11 protein-coding genes are annotated in these 23,427 nt (G+C 68.0%); all 11 read left to right on the top strand.

The window, feature by feature from the left end; translation table 11 throughout:
* Positions 1 to 337: 337 nt before the first annotated feature.
* The 11 genes from BJ970_RS30885 (at position 338) to BJ970_RS30835 (ending at position 23,105) form a co-directional block, all read left to right on the top strand.
* Positions 338 to 1,522 carry a DegT/DnrJ/EryC1/StrS family aminotransferase gene (locus BJ970_RS30885; RefSeq protein WP_312864628.1) on the top strand — a complete coding sequence of 395 codons (1,185 nt, stop codon included), beginning with the start codon at positions 338 to 340 and terminating at the stop codon, positions 1,520 to 1,522.
* The gene (locus tag BJ970_RS30880; protein ID WP_312864559.1) at positions 1,519 to 2,649 is read left to right on the top strand and encodes a DegT/DnrJ/EryC1/StrS family aminotransferase; all 1,131 of its coding nucleotides are present in this window, start codon (positions 1,519 to 1,521) and stop codon (positions 2,647 to 2,649) included. The genes BJ970_RS30885 and BJ970_RS30880 overlap by 4 nt, the downstream gene beginning before the upstream one ends.
* Positions 2,650 to 2,715: 66 nt before the next feature.
* Entirely contained in the window at positions 2,716 to 3,372 is a 657-nt protein-coding gene (locus BJ970_RS30875) for a class I SAM-dependent methyltransferase (protein WP_184732486.1), read from the top strand.
* Positions 3,373 to 3,400: 28 nt separating this feature from the next.
* Positions 3,401 to 4,372: a UbiA family prenyltransferase gene (locus BJ970_RS30870; protein WP_184730767.1), complete on the top strand. Its 972-nt coding sequence runs from the start codon at positions 3,401 to 3,403 to the stop codon at positions 4,370 to 4,372.
* Positions 4,369 to 5,709, top strand: a complete 1,341-nt coding sequence (locus BJ970_RS30865; RefSeq protein WP_184730765.1) for an NAD(P)/FAD-dependent oxidoreductase — start codon at positions 4,369 to 4,371, stop codon at positions 5,707 to 5,709. Before BJ970_RS30870 ends, BJ970_RS30865 begins: the two co-directional genes overlap by 4 nt.
* 148 nt (positions 5,710 to 5,857) lie before the next feature.
* Positions 5,858 to 7,453 carry an AMP-binding protein gene (locus BJ970_RS30860; protein WP_184730763.1) on the top strand — a complete coding sequence of 532 codons (1,596 nt, stop codon included), beginning with the start codon at positions 5,858 to 5,860 and terminating at the stop codon, positions 7,451 to 7,453.
* Between the two features lie 51 nt (positions 7,454 to 7,504).
* Positions 7,505 to 8,323: a class I SAM-dependent methyltransferase gene (locus tag BJ970_RS30855; protein WP_184730761.1), complete on the top strand. Its 819-nt coding sequence runs from the start codon at positions 7,505 to 7,507 to the stop codon at positions 8,321 to 8,323.
* Complete coding sequence (locus tag BJ970_RS30850; protein ID WP_184730759.1) at positions 8,320 to 10,005, top strand: CoA transferase; 1,686 nt, start codon at positions 8,320 to 8,322, stop codon at positions 10,003 to 10,005. Before BJ970_RS30855 ends, BJ970_RS30850 begins: the two co-directional genes overlap by 4 nt.
* Positions 10,002 to 11,654 carry a class I adenylate-forming enzyme family protein gene (locus tag BJ970_RS30845; RefSeq protein ID WP_184730757.1) on the top strand — a complete coding sequence of 551 codons (1,653 nt, stop codon included), beginning with the start codon at positions 10,002 to 10,004 and terminating at the stop codon, positions 11,652 to 11,654. The genes BJ970_RS30850 and BJ970_RS30845 overlap by 4 nt, the downstream gene beginning before the upstream one ends.
* Positions 11,651 to 12,106: a carboxymuconolactone decarboxylase family protein gene (locus tag BJ970_RS30840; RefSeq protein ID WP_184730755.1), complete on the top strand. Its 456-nt coding sequence runs from the start codon at positions 11,651 to 11,653 to the stop codon at positions 12,104 to 12,106. The genes BJ970_RS30845 and BJ970_RS30840 overlap by 4 nt, the downstream gene beginning before the upstream one ends.
* A 1,060-nt stretch (positions 12,107 to 13,166) precedes the next feature.
* Positions 13,167 to 23,105, top strand: a complete 9,939-nt coding sequence (locus tag BJ970_RS30835; protein ID WP_446689109.1) for a WXG100-like domain-containing protein — start codon at positions 13,167 to 13,169, stop codon at positions 23,103 to 23,105.
* Positions 23,106 to 23,427: the final 322 nt, after the last annotated feature.

Genomic DNA, 23,427 nt, shown 5'->3' with positions numbered 1-23,427 from the left:
TTGCAGCAATTTTTCTCCGTCAGCGGGTCGTGCGGCCGTCGCCGTGCGCCGACGCCGGGCGTGGTCCACGGTGTGGTCCACGGTGTGGTCCAAAGGGGACGACTTCAGCAAAAGATCATCCTAATCGGCGACAACCTATCGGGGGCGGGGGAGAGCGCGTCAAGTGATCCGAACGGGTTATAACCGCAAAGAGTGAAAAAAGATCATGTACGGCCTCCTGGCTTTCGCAATCGAGTCGTCGTCGGCTAACTTCGCGCAGCGTGAACTCCGGCCAACGGAATTTGGGGGTGTGGCAGCAGTGTCGCTCGAACGAGTGCCTGGCGGGACAGGGGCGGCAATACCAGGATTCACCCGAGAGGGGAGATCCGGGGAGGTTCCGTTCTTTTCCCAGGCGGCGACCTTCGAGCGGCTGTGGCCGGTGATCGAGGCCAACCTGACGGCCGTCTTCGACAACGGGAAGTTCTCGCATGGTCGGCAGGTCGCCGAGTTAGAACGAGCGCTCGCCGAATACACCGGCGCCGCCCATGTCATTGGCGTGAACAGCGGCACTGACGCGCTGGTGTTGTTGCTCCGAGCCAGCGGGATTCGGCCAGGTGACGGCGTTCTCGTCCCGGCCTATTCATTTGTGGCCACGGCCACGTCCGTGGTGCTCGCGGGCGGTCGGCCGCAGTTCGTCGACATCGATCCCGTGAGCTATGCGTTGCATCCGGACGCGCTGGCCTCCGCCGTCACCGCCGGCAGCCGTTTCGTCATGCCGGTGCACCTGTTCTGCCGGATGGCCGACATGACGGCGATCTCCGCGGTGGCCGACCGGCATCAACTGACGCTGGTCGAGGACAGCGCCGAGGGAATAGGCATGTGGCAGAAAGGTGCTCACGCCGGGCTGCACGGTGTGGGCGGCGTGCTGTCGTTCTTCCCCAGCAAGACCCTGGGCGCCATCGGCGATGCCGGCGCCGTGCTGACCAACGACCCGACGGTCGCGGAACTGGTCTCCGGTCTACGCCACCACGGCAGGTTCGCTCCTACGCTCGACAACTTCCCCGGCATTTCCACCGAGACCGGGATGTGCGGGACCAACAGCAAGATGGACGACATCCAGGCCGCCGTCCTGCTCGCCAAGCTGACCGAACTGGACCGCGACATCGCGCGGCGCGCGGAACTGGCCAAGGCATACCAGGAGCGGCTTCGGGGCGTGCCCGGCATCGTGCGCCTGCCCGAGACGGTGGACCGGCGATCGGATGCGGCGGACGTCTTCTACGTCTACCTCGTCGAGGTCGACCGCCGCGATGAACTAGTCGAACACCTTGCGCGACAAGGTGTCGGCACCGAGGTCTACTATCCGACGCCGCTGCACCTGCAGCCCTGCTTCGCCGAACTCGGCTACCGCCGGGGCGATTTCCCGAACGCCGAGGCGGCCAGCCAACGCGCCGTCGCCCTGCCCCTCTACCCGGACCTCGACGTCACGGAGCTCGATCGGGTCTGCGAAGCGATCCGCGAGTTCTACCTGGGGAGGGCGAAGTGAGTTCCGGACACCAGATCCCGTTCTTCCCACCGGATCTGTTCGAGGGCGACCGCAAGGTCATGATCGACCTGATCCGGGAGATCGGCACCGGACCCGCGCAGCGGTTCATCCTCGGCGACCACACCGCGCGTTTCGAGCAGTTGCTGCGCGATTCCCTCGGTGCGGCCGACGTCGTCGCGTGCGGCAGCGGGACCTCCGCACTCGGACTGGTGCTGGCGGCGATGGGGGTGCGCGGGGGCGACGAAGTGGTGGTGCCCGCCTTCGGGTGCGCGCCCTTGGCCGCCTCCGTGGTGAACCTCGGGGCGACACCGGTGTTCGCCGACATCCACCCGCACAAGATGGTCGTCGACCCGGACGAGGTGGACCGGCGGATCACCGACCGGACCAAGGCGATCCTACCCGCGCACATGTTCTCGATCATGGCCGACATGCCGCGGTTCACCGAACTCGCGCAGCGCCGCGGCGTCCGGCTCGTCGAGGACTCCGCGGTCGCGCAGGGCGCGGTGCTCGGCGGCACACCGGCGGGCATGTGGGGCGAGGCGGGCGTCTTCTCGTTCGTGCAGGTGAAGTCGTTCGGGATGCCGGGCGAAGGCGGTGCGATCGTCACGCGTGACCCCGAAATCGGGCGGCGGGTGCGGATGCTGCGCAATCACGGGCAGGACGGCAAGCAGCGCTTCGTGCACCACGTCGTGGGGCACAACAGCAGGTTTGACGAGATCCAGGCGGCGTTCCAGACCTACCGCTTCGACGGTTTCGCCGAGCGGTTGCAGCGGCGCGCGGCAATCGCCGATTACTACACCGAGCGATTCGCACCGCTGGCCGAACGAGGTGTGGTGCCGCCGCCACCGGACCGGGATGGCCGCTGCTACTACGTGTATTCGTTGCAGGTCGAGCGGCGCGACGAGTTGCGGCAACACCTGCTGGAGCGCGGCATCAGCACCCATGTCTACTACCCGTCGCCGCTGCCGGCGCAGCGCGCGTTCGCCCGGTTCGCGGGGCCGGGTGATCGGTGGCCGAACGCGGAGCGGGCCAGCGGCCGGATCCTCGCGTTGCCGATTTACCCGCATCTGACCGACTCGCAAGTCGAGTACATCACGGCTGCCGTTGGCGAATTCGCCCGCAGCTAGTCGCCGGGGCCCGAAGCCGATCGGGCCCGCGGTGCCAATTAATCCGAAGGAGACTGTGTGCAAGCCATGACTGGGGAAGCGGCCTGTCCGACCGATGAGGAGGTCGCGGCGGAATGGGCTCGCCGGGCTGAGCGCAACGGTCTGGCGCGCGTGATGCGCGCTTCGCAGCCTGCCGAGCTCAACGCCGGGACCACCGGTGTGACCCGCGGCATCGTCGACGAATACCTGCGACTCGTGGCCGCGGACCTGCGGCGGCCGGTGGCCACCGCGCTGGAGGTCGGTTGCGGAGTCGGCAGGTTGACCCCCACCCTGGCCACCCACGCGGACCGCGTCACCGCGATCGACATGACGCCGCAGATGCTCGACAACGCCCGGCGAAACTGCGCTGACCTGACCAATGTGGACTTCATGTTGGCCCGGGCGGAAGATATTACCTGGCAGGCAAGCATGTTCGACGTCGGCGTCTCGGTGTGGGTGCTGATGCACCTGCTGGACGATGAGCAGTTGGCGAAGGTGTGCACGTCGCTGGCCGAGTCGCTCCGGTATCTCGTGCTGATCGAGTACAGCGGCGCCCAGATTCCGGTCAGCCGGTGGTCGCGGCTGCGCACGCTGGAGGACTACCTCGCAGTGTTGCCCGGTGCACAGGTCCTCCAGGAACGATCCCTGGACTACGGCGGCGACGCATCGACCGCGGCGCTGATCCGCTTCCCGGATCACGCATGACCGCCCGCAGAGCCGAAGGAGCGCCGCGATGACGAGCAGCACCGATACCCTAACGCCGACGGCAGTTCGGCCGGAGAGCAAGTTCCGCAGCTACACCAGGCTGGGCAAGCTCGACGTCTACGACTACTACCTCAGCATCCTCGTGGTCCTCTCCGCGGTCATCGTGCCCGCAGGGCGGTTCGGGCCCGCCACCGCCGCGATGCTCGTCGCGTTCCTGCTCGGCGAGATCTTCGTGATCATGGCGCTGGTCGCCTTCGACGACCTGACCGGCTTCCGGGACGGCAGTGACATCGCGAACTACGGCCCGGACAACCCGTTGCGGATGAAGCTGCGCAAGCCGCTGGTCGCCGGCACGTTGACGGCTCGCGAAGCCCTCGGCTTCGGCTGGGTCACCGCGGCCATCGGCGGGGCGTTGTGGGTCGGCGCGATCGCGCTCGGGCCGCACCGAGCCATGTGGACGGTGCTGCTGATCGCGGTGTTGTACGTGATCTCCCTGCAGTATTCCTACGGAATCAAGATCAGTTACCACGGTTTTCAGGAAGCCTTTATCGCCGCACTCGGAGTGGCGCTGGTCGTGGCGCCCTACGGCCTGGCGACGGGGACGTTCTCCTGGTTCGTGTTCGTTCAGGCACTGCTGTTCGGGGCGGGCCCGCTGATGTTCGGCGTGTATTCCAACACCAATGACGTCGAGGGCGATCGCGCCGTCGGTCGCCCCACGGTTGCGGCCCTGGTGTCGCCGAGGGGCAACGCGATCTTCGTCGGGTCGCTGTCCGCGGCAGAATTCCTGATCGGCGCGGTCGCTTCCGCGTCCGGGATCGCGCCCTGGTGGTTCGTGTTCCTGATGCTGCCGGCCACGGTCCTTCGAGCGCGCCAGTACTTCCTCGGATTCCGGCGGGACGACATCATGCGCGCCCGCAAGCTCGGGTTCGTCGTGCACCGGGTGTCCGTGGTGCTGCTGATCGCCGCGAACCTGCTCGCCGGTTGGGGTGCCGCCGCATGAGTACCGATCTCGATGTCGCGGTGGTGGGTGCCGGCGTCGCCGGGCTGACCACCGCGCACGAGCTGCACCGCGCCGGGTTGCAAGTCCGAGTTTTCGAACAGCAGGACCACGTTGGTGGCCGGATGCACAGCCTCCGGCACGACGGCTACACCATCGACGAGGGTGCCGAGCAGATCCCGCTGCACGGCTACCGCGCGACGTGGGAACTGCTCAACCGGCTGCGGGTGCCGATCACCGACGTGCCGTTGATCGGCAAGTCCATCGGGATGTGGCGCGACGGCCGTGCCCATGCCGGTGTGGCGGAGAAATCCGCTGCGTTCTCCGGGGCCGGGCTCTCGCCACGCGCCCGGCTCGACCTCGTCCGGTTCCTGGCCTGGTCGGCGCGCCACCGCGACGAGTTCGACTGTGACCACCCGGAGCGCAGCCCGCTGGGAACCGCTACCGTCAAGGAGTTCGCCGCACGCTACCACCGGGATCTGCACGACTATCTCCTGCAACCGGTCGCCGGCAGTTTCTTCGGCTGGAACACCGCGCGCTCCACGGCGGCGCCGATGGTGAGCCTGTTGCTCGCGGTGGGTGACGTGGGAACCTGGCGAACCTACCGGGACGGCATGGACCTGCTCGCCCGCCGGCTCGCCGACGGGCTCGACGTCGTCACCGGCAGTGTGGTTCGCCAGGTCGTCAGCGACCGTGGTGTCGTCCGGCTGTTCGTCGGCGGCGACGTCGTCACGGCGCGATCCGTGGTGCTGTGCGTGCCCGCCCCGATCGCGGCCCGGCTCTACGCCAACCCCTCCGGTGAAGACTCCGCGTTCCTGTCGGCGTGCACCTTCACGCCGACATTGAAGGTGAGCTGCCTGCTGGACCGGCCGCTCGCACCGGAGTCCAGCAAGCCGTTGTACGTGCTGCTCACGCCCGAAGCGGAGGACGACGCGCTGTCCGGCATCATCGTGGACCATGCCAAGCATCCCGGGCGAGCTCCGGCGGGCAAGGGCTTGCTGAGCCTGATGGCCAACGCCCGGACCATCCCGGAGCTGCTGCAAGCACCGGAGCAACAAGTCGTCGAGCGGCTCACCACGGCGGCGCGGCGTTACGTGCCCGGCCTGGAATCGGCCTGCCGAGAGCATTTCGTGCATTCCTTCGTCCACGGCCTGCCCGAAGCCACCCCAGAGGCGCTGCACCGACGCGCGCGTTTCATGGCGCGCCCCGTTGGGCCCGTGGAGTACGCGGGCGACTGGGTGATGCTGCGCCCGGCGAGCGAGGGCGCGGTGCGCTCGGGCGCACTCGCCGCAGCACGCGTCCGCAGCCGACTCCGGGCCTCCCAGCCCATCGTCGCGTAGAGAGTGCTTCAAGAGTGCTTTGCGTAGCGGTGCGGGTAGCGGCCCCCTGCGGGAGTTGCCGTCGCCGCCTGGCGGTCCAGACGCGATGGGGGATCCCCGACTTACGTAGGCACAAACCCTAGGAGATTTTCTTTTGAAACCGCATGACATGGGTGTTCTGTTCGACGAGTGCGCCGAGCTGGGCGCCGCGACGCGGGTCTATCTGGACCGGCCGTTCGACATCGCCGCGGACGCCAAGACCGACTACAGCGTTGCCGAGCTGGCCGTGCTGGTCCAGGATGCCGCGGGCTGGCTGGCCGCCGCAGGCGCCGGTCCCGGTGATCGCGTGGCGATCGTGAAGGACAACCACTGGGACTACGACCTGCTGGCCTGCGCGGCGGTGCGCATCGGTGCCGTTCCCGCGCAGCTTTCCGCCCACCTCTCCGGGGACGCGCTGGAGATCCTGCTCAAGCGTCTGGAACCCAAGCTCCTCGTCAGCACCGCCGGGCTACTGGAGCGTTGCCGACAGGTTGGGGTGGACCTCGCGTCGTTCGCTGACACGGCCGTGACGTTGGACTCCGCCGCGGTGTTGGACTGGGCCGCGCCGGGCAGCGTCGCGTTGGACGATCTGCGCGGGCATCGTGCCCCCGCCCCGGTGCGGCGGCACGACGACCAGCCACTGGTAATCAACCACACCTCGGGCACCACCGGGGTGCCCAAGCTCGTGGTGCATTCGACCCGCACGATAATCGGCAAACTCGCGCGGTTCGAGACCATTCGCTACCCGCGAATCGGGGTGCGGCGGACCGACACAGTCGTCAACGCCAGCGCGTTCGCACACGGCCGTACGTTCTGCTGGACAGCGAGCGTGATGTGCCTGGCGCCGAAGGAAGTCTCGATCATCACCCAGCAGGACCCGGACGTCGTGGACCCGGTGCTGCGGGCGCACCCGCCGACCATCATCGAAGCGATGCCCGCTTCGTTCGTCCGCTTCCGGCCGCTGACCGACCGACTGGACAACCCGTTCCGGCAGGTTCGCTTGTTCGTCAGCACCTACGACGCCATGCATCCGCCCACCATCCGGGCCTATCTGAGCGCGAGCCGGCACCGCAGCCCGTTGTGGATGCAGGGGTGGGGGCAGACCGAAACCGGACCGTTGACCTTCCGTTTCCACACCCGCCGGTCGGTGTCCGCGGCGTTGCCGCAGTCCGACACCCGCCACCTCGGGAACCCGGTGCCCATCAAGACGCGGCTGCGGGTGGTCGATCCCGACACCTTCGACCCGCTGCCGCCGGGACGGGCCGGTCTGGTCCTGGCGAAGACCGGGGCCCGCGCGCTCACCTACGTCGGAGAACCGGACCGGTGGGCGGCCAAGCAGGTGGGCAGCTGGTGGAACACCGGAGACATCGGGATCCGCAACCGCAACGGGAGCGTGCAACTGCTGGACCGTGAGGTGGACCGGACACCGCAGCTGAGTTGTCTGGCGACGGAGGACCTTCTCGAAGACCGCCTTCCGCAGGCCGTCGAGTGCATCGTGCTCGGCTGCGCGGGTGAGGAGCCGCTACCGGTCGTCGTCACCGCGGATGGCGAACTGGAGCAGGACTGCTGGGAGCAAGCGGTCCGAGGACTTCCGCGGCTCAAGTCGCCGGTGGTCCTGACCTGGGACCAGGTTCCGCGCACGGGAACCGGGAAGGTGCGGCGCGCTGCCCTACTGGAACAGCTCACCGGTCGCACCAAAACCAGCGGATCCGGCCGCTGGACCTAGCGAGTGCTTACGCCGCTGATAAAACAGACTTTAACGAAGAAGGAACATGCAATGGGACAGCCCACGGTCGAGGACATCGGTTACGTCTTCGACAACCACAATGTGCACAGCCGTGAACAGCACCGCTGCCTCGCCGCGGCTTATGACCCGATGACCCTCGAACGGCTCGCGGAGACCGGTGTGACCACCGGATGGCGGTGCCTGGAGATCGGCTCCGGCGGGGGCACCGTGGCTCGGTGGCTGGCCGAGCGCGTGGGCCCGACCGGTGAAGTGGTGGCCACCGACGTCAAGCCCGCGCACATCGCCGAGCGTCCGGGACTGGTCGTCGTCGAGCACGACGTGGTCACCGATCCGTTGCCCGACAACGCCTTCGACCTGATCGTCGCCCGCCTCGTGCTCCAGCACGTGCCGGAACGGCTCGCGGTCCTCGACAAGCTGGTGCGGGCGCTCAAACCGGGCGGCTGGCTGCAGATCGACGAGTTCGACACCTCCTACGAACCGCCGCTGCTCGCCCCGGACGCGCGAGCCGAGGAGCTGTACCGGACGTTCCTGGCCACGAAATCGGCCGTCATGCGGGCTGGCGGCGGCGATCCCGAGTGGGGACGGCGAGCCCCGGCGGCCATGCGGGCGGCGGGACTCGTCGACATCGACCCGCGACCGCGCATCCAGCTGCGGCACGCGGCGTCGGCCGGTCTCCAACTTCAGCTACACCACACCTACCACCTGCGGGACAAGCTGATCGCCGCCGGCATGACCGACCAGCAACTCGACGATGTCCGGGCCCTGATGCGGGATCCGTCGTTCCGCGCGACGTCCAGCATCATGTACTCCATCCAGGGCCGCCGTCGGCAGGAGGACCCGAGCCGGTGACGCTTTCGGTTGCACGCGTCGAATCCGCGGTCGCGGCCCAGGTCGCGGCCCGAGCACTGGATCAGGTGGACGATCCCGCCGTGCACGGCGTCGGTCGCGAGATCGACTGGGCCGGCCCGGTCGACCTCCCGCTGTCCGACGAGCACACCGTCCAGGCGGCGTGCGGCATCATGCACGTCCACGGGCGGGCGAGCGGGGCACCCGTAGCGCTGGCCGTGGACTACGCGTCCGCGACCGCAGGAGTCCTTTGCGCGCAAGGAGTTCTCGCCACGCTGATCGCACGGTACCGGGGCATGGCCGTGACCGGTGTCCGCACTTCGGTGAGCCAGGCGGCACTGCTCGCCCTCGCGCAGTACCTCGCGGCCGCGACCGCCGACGACCCGCCGGAACCCATCGAACCCGGCACGTCTGCCTTTACTTGCGCGGACGGGCGCCGATTCGAGCTGGAGACCCTGGAACCCATCCGGTGGCTGGACTTCTGGACCCGGCTCGGGGCAGAGCCCGCCGCCGTCGGTCGCGGGTGGCGGGCATTCCAGCAGCGCTTCGCCACGGCGACCTGCCCCATGCCCGACGCGCTGCGTGCGGAGGTTCGGCGGAGGCCCTTCGCGGTGGTGCATGGCGCGGCCGACGCGGCCGGGGTTGACCTGATGGGCATCCGAGACGAGCCAGACCCGCCGACGACGGCCCGGCCGTGGACGCTCGCCCCCTTCCCGGACACAGTCTCCACCGGACTCGGGCCCACTGCGGACAAGCCGCTCTCCGGCGTGCGGGTCGTCGAATCGACCCGTCGGGTGCAGGGGCCGATGGCCGGACACATCCTCCGCCTGCTCGGCGCCGACGTCGTGCGCATCGAGCCGCCGGGCGGCGACCCGATGCGCGGCATCCCCCCGATCGCGGGCACGTGTTCGGCGCGGTTCAGCGCGCTCAACGCGGGCAAAACAGTCGCGGAGATCGACATCAAGTCGGCTCCGGGACGCCGAGCCGTCCACGAGCTGGTGGCCGGAGCGGACGTCTTCCTGCACAACTGGGCTCCGGGCAAAGCGGCACAATTGCAGCTGGACGCCGATGACCTGCGCCGCACCAGCCCCGGACTGGTGTACGCGTGGTCATCGGGGTGGGGCGATGCGTTCGGGGCAGCGTCCCCGGTGGGGACCGACTTCCTGGTGCAGGCCTACACCGGCCTTGCGGCGGCGGTGTGCCCTGCCGACGAGCCACCATTGCCGTCGCTGATGACGCTCACCGACGTCTTCGGCGGCCTGATCTGCGCGCAGGGTGTGTTGGCCGCATTGCTCGACCGGATCCGCACCGGACAGGGCGGCCGGGTGGATTCGTCCCTGTTCTCCGCAGCGACCGCCATTCCCCGCCGAGCCAGGCGGGTCGAGTGGACCCCGCTGCACCGTCCCGTCCGCACCGAGGACGGGTATCTCGCATTGGGTCAGGACGCGTGCCCGGACCGGCTCGCGAGGGTGCTGGGACTGGGCGCTTCGGTCGGTCACCACGAGATCATCTCGCGGATCGGCACGAAGCCGACCGGCTGGTGGCTGGACCGGTTGCGCGACTCGGGCGTCTCGGCGATGCCCGTGTGCACCGATCTCCGCGAGCTCGCGATGGATCCGCGTTTCGGCCGGGCGATCGCCGTCGACGAGCACGCATTCGCCCGCACACCGTGGGAGTTCTGGTGAATTCTGGTTGGCAGTCGAGCAACGGAATCGAGATCCGCGACCTGGTGTCGGCCGAGGCGCGGCGTCTCTGGGTCGAACGAGGCCACTGTCCGAACCGGGATCTCTATTCGCTGTTCGTGGAGCACACCCGGAGCCACCCGGACCGGGAGGCAGTAATCGACACGGCCGGGCCGGTGGATTACGCCTCGCTCGACGAGGAGGTGCGGCGCATCGCGGCTCGGCTCGCGGACGCCGGCCTGGGCGAGCGCGATATCATCGCGATCCGGCTGCCCAACGACCGCAAAGCGGTGGCGGCCGAACTCGCGGTCGCAGCGGTCGGGGCGGTGGCGCTGCCGTACCCGCCGGGGCGGGGCAGTCGCGACACGCTGAGCCTGCTAGGCCGGTCTCGCGCCCGCGGCGCGATCTTCGCGGCTCCCTCCGACATCGCGTTGCAGGCGGACTTGCCCGACCTGAGCGCGGTTTTCACCTTCGGTGCGCGGCAGGCGGGCGCGCTGACGCTCGACGAGCCAGGCCCGGGGCACTGGGTTGCGAGGCCGGTGGCCCCGGAGGCACCTGCCCGGATCCTGGTGTCCTCCGGGTCCGAGTCCGAACCGAAAATGATCGCGTACTCGCACAATGCGATGGCCGGTGGCCGAGCCAATTACGTGCGCGCATTGCACCGGAACGGCGGCGAGACGCCCATGCGCAACCTCGCCCTGGTGCCGCTGGGGTCGTCGTTCGGATCGCTGGCAACGTCGGTCACCGTGGCTGCCCTCGGCGGCACCCTGCTGGTGGCCGACACCACCGACCCGCGCGTGGCGCTGCGCATGATCAGCGAGCACCGCCCGACCCACGTCTTCGGGGTGCCGACGATGCTCCGGCGCATCGCCGACCAGCAGCCGATACCGGGCGAAGACCTCAGCTGCCTGCGGGCCGTGGTGTCCAGCGGAGCGGCGCTCCCGGAGGTCACCGCCGAGGCGTGCCGTCGGCGCTTCGACCGGCCCGTCATCACCGTGTACGGCTCGTCCGATGGCGTCAACTGCCACACCGCGGCCACCGGCCTCGCCAAGGAAACCGGTACCGGCCTGCCGGATCCGGCGGTGGCCGACATCCGCATCCTCGGCACTGACGGCGAGCCGGTACCGGCCGGCGAAGCCGGCGAGATCTGTGCCCGAGGGCCGATGAGTCCGCAGTGTTACGTCGGGAGTCCGGAGCTCGATGCACGCTATCGGACCGCAACCGGCTGGGTGCGAACCGGCGACCGCGGGTTGCTGGACGGACACGGGCGGCTGCACGTTCTCGGTCGTCTCAAGCAGGTCGTCGTCCGCGGCGGGTACAACATCAGCCCGGCCGAGGTCGAGCAGGAACTCGGTGCGCATCCTCGTGTCGCCGAGGTCGCCTGCGTGGCCGTACCGGATGCCGACCTCGGTGAGCGCCTGTGCGCATGCGTCCGCGAGGTACCGGGCTCCCGTGCGCTGACGCTAGTGGACATCACGACGTTCCTGGAGCAAGAACGGGGACTGGAGCGACGGAAGCTTCCCGAACTGCTCGTGTGCGTGGCGGAGATGCCGCTGGGGCCCACGGGCAAGATCTGCCGACGGACGCTGACCAAGCTCGCAACCGAGCGATACCCCAATCCGACCGAACTACTTGAGGTGAGCAGAACGTGACGGTTCAACCTACTCCGCGGCTCGATTTCGGCCGCGTGACACCCGAGGCCTTCGGCGCGCTGCACGACCTGGCGTCGAGCAGCGCGGCCAAGGCCCTGGAATCGGGGCTGGATGGCCGTTTGCTGGAACTGGTCCGGCTACGCGCATCGCAGATCAATGGCTGCCGGTTCTGCATCGAACTGCACTCGCGGCAGGCGCTGGCCGGCGGCGAGGACGACGCTCGGCTGCGATCGCTCGCCGACTGGCGTGATTCCCCGCTCTTCGATGAGGACGAGCGTGCCGCACTGGCGCTGGCCGAACGTGTGACGCTGGTGCACACCCGGCCGGACGAGGACGAGGTCTACCGAGCGGCTCGGCATCGGTTCGGCGAAACGCGGCTCGCGCATCTACTGTGGACAATTACCGTCATCAACGCCTACAACCGTCTCGCCATCGCGACGACGGCGGCCTGACTTACCGCGATTTCAATGGAAATCGGCGAGCAGATCTCCATTGAAATCGACGGTTACCGGGGTCCCAACGGCGCCGGGCTGAGCAGCGGGATTCGCAGCGCCCTCGTCCTTGCGCGCCGTTGCAAGACCCTCCACTTTGATCGATGCCGTACTGTAACTTTTCAGGCTTCGACCGTCCGATCGGCGACATAGCTCGAACTCAACCGACGGTGTACCAGACCGTCGCGGTCTCGCCGACCTCCAAGGGCGGAAGGGATACGGCCCCTTCGAACACCTCGTGACCCGTCGCCGGGAGCACCGCCGGTCGCCACTCGTCCTGAACCAGCACCCCGCAACCGGCCAGCTCGGCCGCCAACTACCGCGATAGGTGAGCATACGGCGCCTCCGTTCCGGTCTCGGGCCACGCCAGCGAAGCAGCTGGCACGAGATCCAGCCGCCGTCTAGAGAAACACGGTCAGCGACGCCTTTCCCTGCGACTGCCCGAAAAAGCATTCGAAACCTGCATGAACAGGCAATCGCGGGACCACGTCGTGGCGGCCTCCTTAGTGGCTGCGAGTGGGTGCCGATCTCCAGTGCAATCGCCGTGATGAGAAAACGTCGCCTAAGGCGGACCGCATCACGGTTTCGGTGAGGCCGCTTCGGCATCCGAACATCGCGCACGATCTTGGTTAGGTGCGGAAACTAACCGGCTCGTCTCCCTAGTCAGCGGCGGCTGCGCCGGATGCCGGATGGGCTCTTGATCCACAGCCCGCCGCGGGCCGCTCGTCACCTGCGCTTATCCCGCTGTCCTATGCCGATAAGAGGCATCCGGGTGAATGCCTGAACATGTTGCCCGGTGAATTGAACGTTACGACTGTTACGAGACGTGTACTTGGCGTGGGTGAACGGGCGCAGCTTGTACTCCGGTCGGCGGAGGTCAATGATCCTCCTCTTGGTGCGTCGTGGTGTCCTTTGAGGCTTCGACCGGCCTCCAGCGCCGCTGGAAGGGCTTCGTCCAACTCGGCCGTTGATTCCTCGGCCGCTGGCTCTGTGGTCTGAGTGGGTGGTTTGCGTGTCTGTGATGGTGCCCGGGGAGGTGAGACGGCTTTTTCAGGTGCTGACCGGTGAGGACATGACGGATGCGGACGAGGATGCGTTATTCGCGGTTGTGGGGGCGTTGGAGTCGGGCGCGGCGACGGTGGAGGTGCTGGGTCCGGTGGTGCGGGATGTGGTCGGGCGGGTGCGGGTGGAGTTTTCGGGGAAGGCGGCGGACCGGTTCACCGCGCGGTTGGACAGATTTGTTCCGGCGCTGGAGGCCGGGAGCGTGGGGTTGCGGGAGTTGGCGGGCTTCGTGGAGAACCTGGCGTTACAGGTGCAGTATCTGAAGTTCGTGACGGTGGGTGGATTGCTGCTGTTGCTTGCGGAGATCGCCTGGGCGGTGGCGATGGCAGGGCCCACGGCTGGGGCGAGTATGGCGTGGTTGGCGGCACGTTTCGCGGTGATGCGGTTTCTGCTGACGCGGTGGTGGGGGCAGTTGTTCGTGCGGCTGGCGGTGGCCCAGGTGGTGGGGATGGGGTTGCAGCTGTTGGTGGAGGTGGGTGCGCAGGGTGCGCAGTTTGCGTTGGGGACGCGGAAGAAGTGGGATGGCCAGCTGACGACGATGGCGGTGGGGGTGGGGTCGTTCAGTGCGTTGCTGGCGGTGCCGCTCTCGGCGTTGGGCAATGTGGTGGGTAATGCGATTACCAAAGTGTTGGTGCGGGGTTTGGGCGACAAGATCGATGCTGAGGTGTTGGCCGCGGCTGCCAAGCATGCTGTGGAGGAGCACGCGGAGCAGTATCCGTTGTCGTCGATGGCGCGCTTTGCTGATGTGGTGTCGAAGAATATTGAGGATTTCACGGGGATGTCGGTGCGGGCGATGTGGGCGGCCCGGTTTGGTCACGGGCTGGGGGAGTCGTTGGAAGAGGGGTTGACCGAGATGTTCGGCGAGGCGGGGTATGGGGCGTTGAGTGGTCAGGGGGCGCAGTGGAATCCGTTCTCGTTCACGGCGGGGTTGTCGGAGGCGGTGGGTTCGGGTATCGGGAATCTGGCGGGGTTGGCGTTGCGGGGGCAGTTGATTCCGGCGGGCCGGGCGCGGGACGCCGCCGGCGGGGAGAAGGATTCCAGCGGGACGGACACCGACACCGACACCGACACTTCAGCGGATTTGAAGGTGGACTTCGGGTCGCAGGCGGGCGAGAAGCCCAGCTTCCGGGAAGCCCTCAGCGAAAGGTCCGGCTCGACGGGCGGCGTGCCCGATACCGAAAAAGCGCCCGATACCGAAAAAGTGGCACTGGGTAAACCGTCCGTTGTGGCAGAAGGTGAAGAAAGTGGGGCGGCCAAGAAGGATGTGCCCGACTTGTCTCCGTCCTGGGGTGTGCCTTCGTTGGGTGGCCTGGTTCATGGAGCTTCGATACCGGAACCCAGGGTTGCCCGGTCTGTCGACGGGGTGGCGACGCCCGGTGATGAGCCGAGGGGTGTGGACGCGGGTGCCGGAGCGGGGCAGGACTCTCCGGCCAGTATGTCCGAGAGGACGGACGATACCGGGGTGGTGGTGTCGTGGCGTGCTGGTGATGCAACGGCTCCGGGCGCGCTGCGGGGACAGGACACGCCGCCACCCTATAGCCCGCCTCGCGGTGACGACCTTGTCCGCAGTGGTTCACCGGTTCCCGGCGGACGTGTCATCGGTGGCGATTCCGACGCCGTAACGCCGCCGCTGGCGTACAGCCGTGCCGTCGGTGACGGCCATGGAGAGATCGCATCGTCTAATGTGGATAATCACGGCGATTACCCGAGTGCTTTAACGGGTTCTGAAGACCGGGTGACGGTTAGCGATTCACCGCAGCGTGACGGTCACGCCGACGCTGCGGAGTCTGGCATGGACAGTCCGGCCGCGCCTGCGGATGGTGTGCGGGTGGAGACCACGACACAAGTGGTCGACTCGCAGCTGGAAAAGCCGTTGCCGGGTAGCACTGATGAGCCCGATTCGTCTTCGGTCGCCGTCGTCTCGGAGACGTCTTCTCCGGTGGCTGGGACGGTTCCGCACCCCGACGGCGGGACCAACGTGCAGGGATTTGCGCGGGGTAGCGCAACCGTTCCTGGGGCGTCCGTAGGGGTGGATCCCCACGCGAGTTCTGTTGCGGGGGAAACGATCTCGGCTCGCCCGAGCGGTGGTCTGCCGGATTCGTCGATGCCGATGGATACCTCGTCGCGAATGGCCTCTTCGAGTGCCCCGATTACTGGTCGCGCCGGCCTTCCGGTGGGGTTGCCGGAGGACGCCGTGCTGGTGACGGTGCCGGCGGAGGGGCTGTCGGACGGTGGGGTTGCGGAGTTCGTGCGTGGCCGGGCCGGTGATGTGAATGCGGGTCCGGTGGTGTTGGTGTCCGGAGATCGTGCGGGTGCGGGTGTGGTGGTGTCGCCGGGGCAGGCCGCGGAGGCGGCCCGGAGTGCGGGGCGTGATGTCGTTGCGCTGATGCCGGGGCGTGATCGGAGTGGTCCACAGTGGGTGCGGTTTGGTGCGGATGGGTCCAGCCCCCGTCCGGTGGGCGGGGCGGGTTCGATTGAGGCGCCGAAGCAGGCCGGCGGGCTGCATGTTGTGGCGAACTCGTCGACTGTTATTCCTGAGGGTGCGGCGCAGAAGGCGGTTCCGGGTGCGCAGTCGGGTCCGGAGACGGCGTCGGCGGACGCTGACTTTACGGCTACCGGCACGGTGGTGTCCGAGGCGGGGCATGCCGGGGAAAGACCTGGATCGACGGCCGTGGCGGAGTGGACGGAGTCGGATCTCCGCAGGGAGGTTGAGTTGGCCCAGTCGGTGGGCGGGCCGCGTGCGGCGGCGGTGCGGATCGTGCAGGGCACGCACGATGTGGTGTACCTGGCCCGGGGCGAGTCGGGCATTTCACTGGATGAAGTGGTGGCATTGGTCGCCGCAAGGGCCGCTGCGGTTGGCCGTGCCGAGGCGGAGCGGTTTTCTCGGGAGCTGGCGGCCAAGCTTGGTACGCGGGGGACGGGTCTGGCGATCCAGGGCGGCGCGGGGCCGTATCCGCAGGCGGATGCTTCGGTGCCGGAGGGGCGTGCGCCCGTCGTGGAGGTGTCTGAGCGGGCGCGGTTGGTTTCTGAGTTGAGGATGTCGGTCGAGCGGGTGCGAAACGAGTTGGCGGCGAACAAGCCGCGGCTTCGCGAGATCAGTGCCGAGAATGGTGATTCAACCAGCGGGGCAGTGGATTCTGCGGGTGGTGTGCCGACGGAGGTTGCCGCGTCGGCCGATGTGGCCGCGCCGGAGCGGTCGCAGTTGGTTTCCGAATTGATGGCTTCGGTGGAGTCGTTGCGGCAGCTTGTGGTTGACGCTTCGGCGCCTTATGCGCCTGAATTACGTGCGCGGATGGAGTGGTGGTCGGATATCGCGCAGCAGCCCTCACTTCAGCGCATGGAGGTAGGGGCGTTGCGGAACGAGACGCAGGCTGCTGCCGCCGCTGTCGGGATGGTGCGACGGGCCCGGCGTGACGCCGCGGTGCGGGAGATGAATGCGTTGATCGAGGCGGCTGATGCGGCGTTGCTGGAAGTGACGGATCGGCAGGGGCCTGAAGCTCTCTTGGGTTTGTTCGCCATTGCCGATGAGCTACTGGGTGGTCGGGCGGCGGAGCCGCTCCGGCTTGTGATGGCGCATCAGGTGTTGCGGGCACCCGATGATCGGGCAGCTGCCGAGGCGATGCGGCAGCGGTTGCACGAATACCTGGCCGCGAGCATGAGCGTGAGTGCGGGTGCCGGCCCGGAGGCGGGTGGCGGTGGCGGCGTGTTCCCTCCGCAGCCGCGCGATGAGGTGCCGGCGGTTGAAACGGTGCGCGACGTCAACAGCATGGATGCCGGCGACGCCCTGGGGCAGGAGCGGCGTGAGCTGTTGGAGCGCCTCTACATGTTGATGGATGCGGGTGATGATGACCGGGCAAGCGGTCACGGTGCCCGGGACCGCGCGGATGCGGGAAAGCGACCGGCGCAAGGCCCAAGCCCCGGCTCTGTTGACGCGAGGGGTGCACAACGCCGTCGGTCTTGGCCCATCTTATGGCCGAAAAAGAGCGGGCCCTCTGGGGTTGGTGGTCTCCTGTCGAAGCAAACGACTTCGGAGTCCGCCACGCCCGTAGCCGAGACCGGCCCGATGACAAAGACAAAGTCGGCCGAGCCGTCGGGGAGGACCAGCGAAAATCCCACCATCGGCAAAGATGCGCCCGGCGAAACCGCCGGTGCTCGGACCAAGCCAGACGGCGACGACCCAGGCAGACCCCGGTTGCGGTTGCCCGGGTATCTCCGTCGCAGCGCATCGTTGGGCCCGGCGCGGCAGCTCAGCAGGACCGTGGGGACCGACCAGGTCGTCGCGGCAGCGGGAAGACTGTTGCCCGACGACAGCGACAAGGACGGCCTTGACGCGTTGAAACAAGCCGTGAGCAACGAAGTCGGAACCTTGCTCGGCTATGGCCGCGAGTTCCGGGTCGGTGATGCGAAGCTCTGGGTACGCGCCGAGTTCGACTGGACGCACCGGGTCGCCGCGGACGGGCCCGGCGCCGAGCAGTCGGCCACCACGATGACCGAAAGCGCCACGGGAGCCGGCACCAAGTCCGCCGGAAAACCGAACTACCGGCAGATTTTCTTCATCCCAGCGGTCCCGGGGATGATGGCTTTCGGTGCGGTCAACCTGCCGACCGGGACGGCGGTGAACAGAGCCACCGATCGTGTCGATACCAACAAGGAGTCGATGACCATCGCCTTGCCGGACAAGCATGTTTCCGGCGGCGACACCGAGTACGCCGGGACACGCGCGGTGCGCGTGCCGGTGCGGTTCCACATTTCCCGGCTGGATGACGAGGGACGTAGCAGCACTGGTGCCACGATCGTTGGTGGAGAAGGTCATCCCGGCGCCGGCCCGGTCGGCGTCGAGTTGAGCGTGCCCACCGGGTTGCGGTCGGTCGATCGCGGTCGTGCCGTGCCGGTGCCGGCTGAGCTGCCACCTTCGGTGCTGGAAGGAACCGACGTCCGGCACTTGATCCATGGCCAGTACCAGGGCAAGCCCGTGCGGATCAAGACGGCGCCGGGTCAAGTACCGGCCATCTATGACCAGGTGGCCGCGCAATTCGGCGCGCTTGGCGGCCTGGCGCGCGATGTCCTGCGACACTTCCTCAGCCAGTCCGGCATTGAACATCTTTTGCCGCGGATGGCGGTGAGCCAGCAGGAAGCGGCTGCTGGGCGTGGGTGGGTGTCGTCGGAGCCATTGCTGCCTTCTGGCAATCCGTTGAAACGGATGTTGTCCACTCGCGTGCGTTTCGTGCAGATGCGTGCCGTAGCACGGGAAGTCGCTTACCTGGAGAAGATCGACAATGCCTCGTTGGTGTCCTCCAGCAAGGGGGGCGCGACGGCGACGAGTCAGCACGGTGCGGGTCGCGAGGTAAGTGGATCGGTGGCCGGGGGGCCCGGTGTCGCGGTTGGACCGGTGATCGCCTCGGCGGCTCCTTACGTCGGGGGCAGCGTGGGACGCAGCCACGACCAGCAGTTCGCCCATGCGTCGGGACGCAGCGATGCCGCGGCGAGCAACGTCACGGTGGTGCGCTACCGCACTGTTTACGACTTGCAGGTCCGCACGCCCGGCCGCCCGCCGATCACATTCCCCGAGGCGGTGGATGCCATCCACTGGACAGTATCGCAGTTCGCCCGCGAAGCCGGTCTGATCAACGACGACAACCAGCCGCATCCGCACCGTGTGGCGGGCATTACCGGCGCGGCGTTGGCGGCCAGCGGGGCGGGAGCCAAACTCGCCCAGATCCTGCGCGATTCGGCGCGCACGATCCCGGGGCATCACCGGTGGGCATGGCGGGACACCGCATTCGTCGCCGATTTCGACGATCCGAAGCTGGCCGGGGGAATCAAGGCCAAGAAGGCCCGGCAGTTGGCGCGCGGCGAGCAGATCGACACCGCTACTTCCAGTGACCGGTTGTCGTCACCGCGGGTTGCCGAGGAGATGCTTGCCGATCAGGCCACCGTGGTCGAGTTGGTCGAACACGGCCGAGGGCACGACTACCACGCTTCGCTGGCGCTGGCGGCGGAGGTGCGTGATGTCAAGGATCTGGGCCCGATCGACGAGGCGGCCGCGACGGCGACCCTGACCGATTCCGAAACCGTGCAGCACAGCACCGGTGTGACCTGGTCGGCCGAGGCCGGCTTCGTGGCGCGCATCTACTCGGTGCTGGCCGGGGAAACGGCGGTCCTCACCAGCTACCACAAGGTCAATTTCGCGCGGGGAAAGTCCTCGGCCACCGGGGAGAACACCGAACTGTCCTTCGGCGGCGCTCGCGGGAACGAACCGACGGCCACGGGCAGGGTGGGACCCGAACCGCGCAAGCGCTTAGCTTACCGGGTCAGGTACAAGGCGTCGGGAACGCATTGGCAGGAGTGGAACACGCTCGCGAAGGGCGTGACCATCGGTAGGCCGGGCATGCACACGCCACCGGTGCGGGACCTGCGGATCGTGGACCGCACGGCTGCCGCCGAGGGCCGTGAGCCGGGCGTCGTCGATGTCGACATCGTCGTCGATCTGCCCGCATGGCAGGCGGAAAAACTGAAAACCGAGTTGATCGAAATAAAGAAGGCCGCCGTCGAACCCGTCGGGCGATCCCAGGTCCCCCACGACGACGAGACGACGCGGCGCGGGTTCTCGCGGGTCTTCGACGGTATGCCGATCGTGTCCTTGCACGGCATGAAACACCTCCGTGAATCGGCGTTCAAGCAGCTCAGGGAACTCTCCGGGCACTCAAGCTGGCAGCTCGGGGACAACGGGCGCCTGGTTGATTCCGGGATGTCGTTGGCCACGGTGCGAGGGAATCCGCGCAGCCTCAGCAAGAAGTTCCGGCTCGACGGGCTGTTCTCGCCTCGGCGCCGCCGGGACCAGCACGGTGCGGTCGAATATTCGCTCCTGCTGCGCGACCCCACGCCGGTGCTGGACGCCGAGGGCAAACCGGTCAAGGTGTGGCAGCAGCCGACGCACTCGGTGACCGGCGGGCGCAGCACCTACAGCGGGACGACCAGCACCGTCACCTTCGGCAACTCCATCGAACCCGCGATGATCCCGATCAGCGACTTTTCCGCCCAGCACGGCCCGAACACCAGCAGTCTCACCGCGCTGGGCTTCGCCGACACCACGCTGTGGGCGGGCAGTTCGTCACGCAAGCGCGGGCAGGTGGTCAGCAGCAGCCACACGCGTTCGGTGACGGGCAAGCCGCGTGAACTGCATCTGGTCGAGGTGAACGTCGAGGCCACCGTCGCCACCGAGGTCCGCACGGTGGGCAAGATCGACCGAGTGGGACTGCTCGCACCGAAACCGGCGGTCCGGTCGGCGGAGCGATTCACGCTGCCACGGGCAGGCACGGTCCTGGTCACCGACGAGCAGTTGCAGGAGATCAGGACCAAGCAAGCCGAGGTGGACGCGCAGCGCGCCCGCAACGCCGCCGGAGGATGGGCGAGCCCGGTGAAACCTCCCAGCCCGTCGGCGGATGTGGTGCCGGTGCCGGCCGGGCACGCGCTGGCCGCGCCGTCGTGGAGTGGTGGGGTCACCGAGGCGGTCGACTTGACCGACCGAATTCCGCTGTTGCACGAGAAAGTGTCCCGCAGTCTCGGCGCGGAGCAGGCCGATCGGTTGCTGCCGAGTTCCGCACGGGATACCGCGCACGACAATTACCGCGAGGTGGAGCGCTTCCTGTCCAATGTGCAGGCCAAGATGGGCGATGCGGCCAACGGCGGGGCCAGCACGCCGTTGCGGTTGGAGGACAGGTTCAGCGGACGCACCTACGAGCTCCACGTGGGCGCCAAGCTGCGCTCGGAGCCGGTCGCCGAGGGGATCACGCACGGCGAACTGGTCACAGGAAGTGCGGCGTCCATCCTGTCAAGCAGCACCCGACGGGCCCGCCGGGTGCTCCTCGAAACGTTCGGCGCGCTGATCCCCGCGGTTCACATCGACGGATCCGGACCCTCGGGGCCCGTTTCGGACAGCGGCGAACCAGGCCCGTTCCACGGACCCCTCTATGTCAAGGCGGGCCTGGGAATCGCATACGGCGCCGCATGGTTGAAGCAAGTCCGCACCCGGACGCGTACTGCCGCCGAGAACTACACGAACTCGGAGCGGGTGTCGGGAGCGTTGGCGTCGCATCGTGCCGAGGTGTTGTTCGACGTGCGTCTCGAGCGGCATGGGCAGCGGATAGCGGAGGCCCCGGACGTGCGCACCGTCGGGGTGCGCACCGCGGTGGAGGACACAGTGCCCGCCGAGGTCGCTGCGCGGCCCCGCACCGCCACGCTCGCCGACCGCCCGGTGTCGGAGGCTGCGGATGAGGCGGTGCGGCGCTGGCGCTCCGGCGGCAACGCCGAGAAGTTGCCCGCTCCCGGGCAGTTCCGGGCGGTGGAGTTCACCGGCAAGGTTGAGGACCTGGTCGCTGCGGCCGAACGGGCCATCACCGCCGCCGGGGGCGGGGTGAACGCGGATGTGCGCCGGGCGCTGCGAGCGTGGTTCTCCCCGCACCGGTTGGAGGCGCTGCTGGGCAGGCTGGCCGACCCGCACGCGCAGGCTTTGCTGGTCGACCTGCCACCCCAACTCGGCGTCGACGTGGCCGTGCACCTCCGGATCCCCGACCGGGGCACACTCACCTCGACCAGCGGGCGCATCAGCATGGGCGGGTCGATGGCGACTCCGGAGACCGAATATGACGAGGTCAGTACGGGTGGTCGGCATGTTCTTTCGATGGTGCCCCTGATCGCCGGCGGCGTGTCGCATCCGAAGGCATCCGATGACCACGAGAAGAGCGATAAGGCGTTCGCGTCGGCTGGTGGGTGGAACCTTCCGCTGTTTGCCCTGGGTACGCGCGAGTACGAGGGCGGGCAGTCGCTCTGGAGCGAAAGCGCCGGCAAGAAGCTTCCGGACAAGACCGCGGATTCTCCGCTTAAGGGCATTACGAGCACCTGGATGCACGGCGCGGAGTTCCGCATCGTCGCCAGCCCGGGTAAGTACAGCGTCGGCAAGCAGACCGCAGTCGTCGATGCCGGGTTCGAGGCAGGCTACGTGATCCGCCGCGGTGACCGCGGCATCGAGCTGCCCGCCGCGCTGGTGTCCGCCACGAAGGAATTCGCCGAACGGGGAGCGAAGTGGACCGATGCCATCGATCAGGAGCGCGCCGCTCGCGTCACCCTGTCGCAGGCAACGGCAGCCGAATTGCAGGCGAAGGTCGCGGTCGCCGAACAGGAGCGGCGCGAGGCGACGGCGCGGAAACTGGTAGCGAAACAACGCTGGAGTGAGGCGATGGCGCGGGAGCAGGCCGCGCAGCGGGCGTGGTGGCAGGCCAAGCGGACCTATGAACTAGAGCTCGCCATCGCCCGCACCGAACCCACTCTCGCAGGTGCCCCCGCTGACGCGCGCGTGACAGTCGGCGAGGACGCTCCGTCGAGGGTGCGCGCCCGCCACGCCTTGTACCCGGTAATGGACAAGGTCCTAGAGGCGAGACGACAGGGCTACCAGCCTCGCGTGCGTTACGTCGTGCACGGCGATCTCAACGCACGCGACGACAACGAATCGCAAGCCAAGAAAGACTTCTCCTACGTCGCGAATGAACTGAAGGACAAGCTCCGCATCGCGCAGTGGAACATCCCGGAGGACAACCGGTTCGGGCCCAGCGATGTCGGACTCGTCGCGACGCCGCAGTTCCTGCCCGCCGAGGGACCCACCCGGGTCGAGATCTGGATCGACGTGCGGGCCCGGCGAGCCGACCTGGCGGCAGCGCGTGAGATCACGGCCACGGGCACGGCAGGGGCGAAGGACAAACGGATCCCGGTCCCGCCGAGCCTGCAATCGCCGTTTACCGTATACCCGTTGGCTGATTGGGGCCTTGCCGGTGGTGGATTGCCGGTCGGCCCAGGTCAACCGGGACTGCGCGGCCTCGGCACCGGACCGGCTGTAGGCGCCTGACGCGAGGGCATGGTACTGCCCGGACGCCGACGCCGGCCTCGCGGGCCATCATGCTCGGTGTTGCGGACATGCGAACGGTAGCCGCCGTCGTCCGGGATCCGGCGGATTTTCCTGATGTTCGGGTGTTCGCGGGCATGGGTGCTCCGCGCGATGCCCGAAACCCGTGGTGAACGGGATCGTCGGTTGGGTCTTCGGCGGACTGATCACGGTGCGGTTGGGTACATGCGGGCAAGATCGTGGCGGCGTTGGGGAAACCGGCTTTGAGTGTCAGTGTCGGGAAACGCATACTCGGTGGACTAGTTGTGGGCACGGGCGACGGGGA

It is taken from the genome of Saccharopolyspora phatthalungensis, from assembly GCF_014203395.1.
GTDB classification, from domain to species: domain Bacteria; phylum Actinomycetota; class Actinomycetes; order Mycobacteriales; family Pseudonocardiaceae; genus Saccharopolyspora; species Saccharopolyspora phatthalungensis.
The sequence above is the reverse complement of the archived record's forward strand: the minus strand, read 5'-3'. Positions and strand labels throughout refer to the sequence as shown.

Excerpts from the sequence above, each read along its gene's own strand:
- BJ970_RS30875 (WP_184732486.1), top strand. The coding sequence starts at position 2,716 with ATGACTGGGGAAGCGGCCTGTCCGACCGATGAGGAGGTCGCGGCGGAA.
- BJ970_RS30870 (WP_184730767.1), top strand. The coding sequence starts at position 3,401 with ATGACGAGCAGCACCGATACCCTAACGCCGACGGCAGTTCGGCCGGAG.
- BJ970_RS30865 (WP_184730765.1), top strand. The coding sequence starts at position 4,369 with ATGAGTACCGATCTCGATGTCGCGGTGGTGGGTGCCGGCGTCGCCGGG.
- BJ970_RS30860 (WP_184730763.1), top strand. The coding sequence starts at position 5,858 with ATGGGTGTTCTGTTCGACGAGTGCGCCGAGCTGGGCGCCGCGACGCGG.
- BJ970_RS30855 (WP_184730761.1), top strand. The coding sequence starts at position 7,505 with ATGGGACAGCCCACGGTCGAGGACATCGGTTACGTCTTCGACAACCAC.
- BJ970_RS30835 (WP_446689109.1), top strand. The coding sequence starts at position 13,167 with ATGGTGCCCGGGGAGGTGAGACGGCTTTTTCAGGTGCTGACCGGTGAG.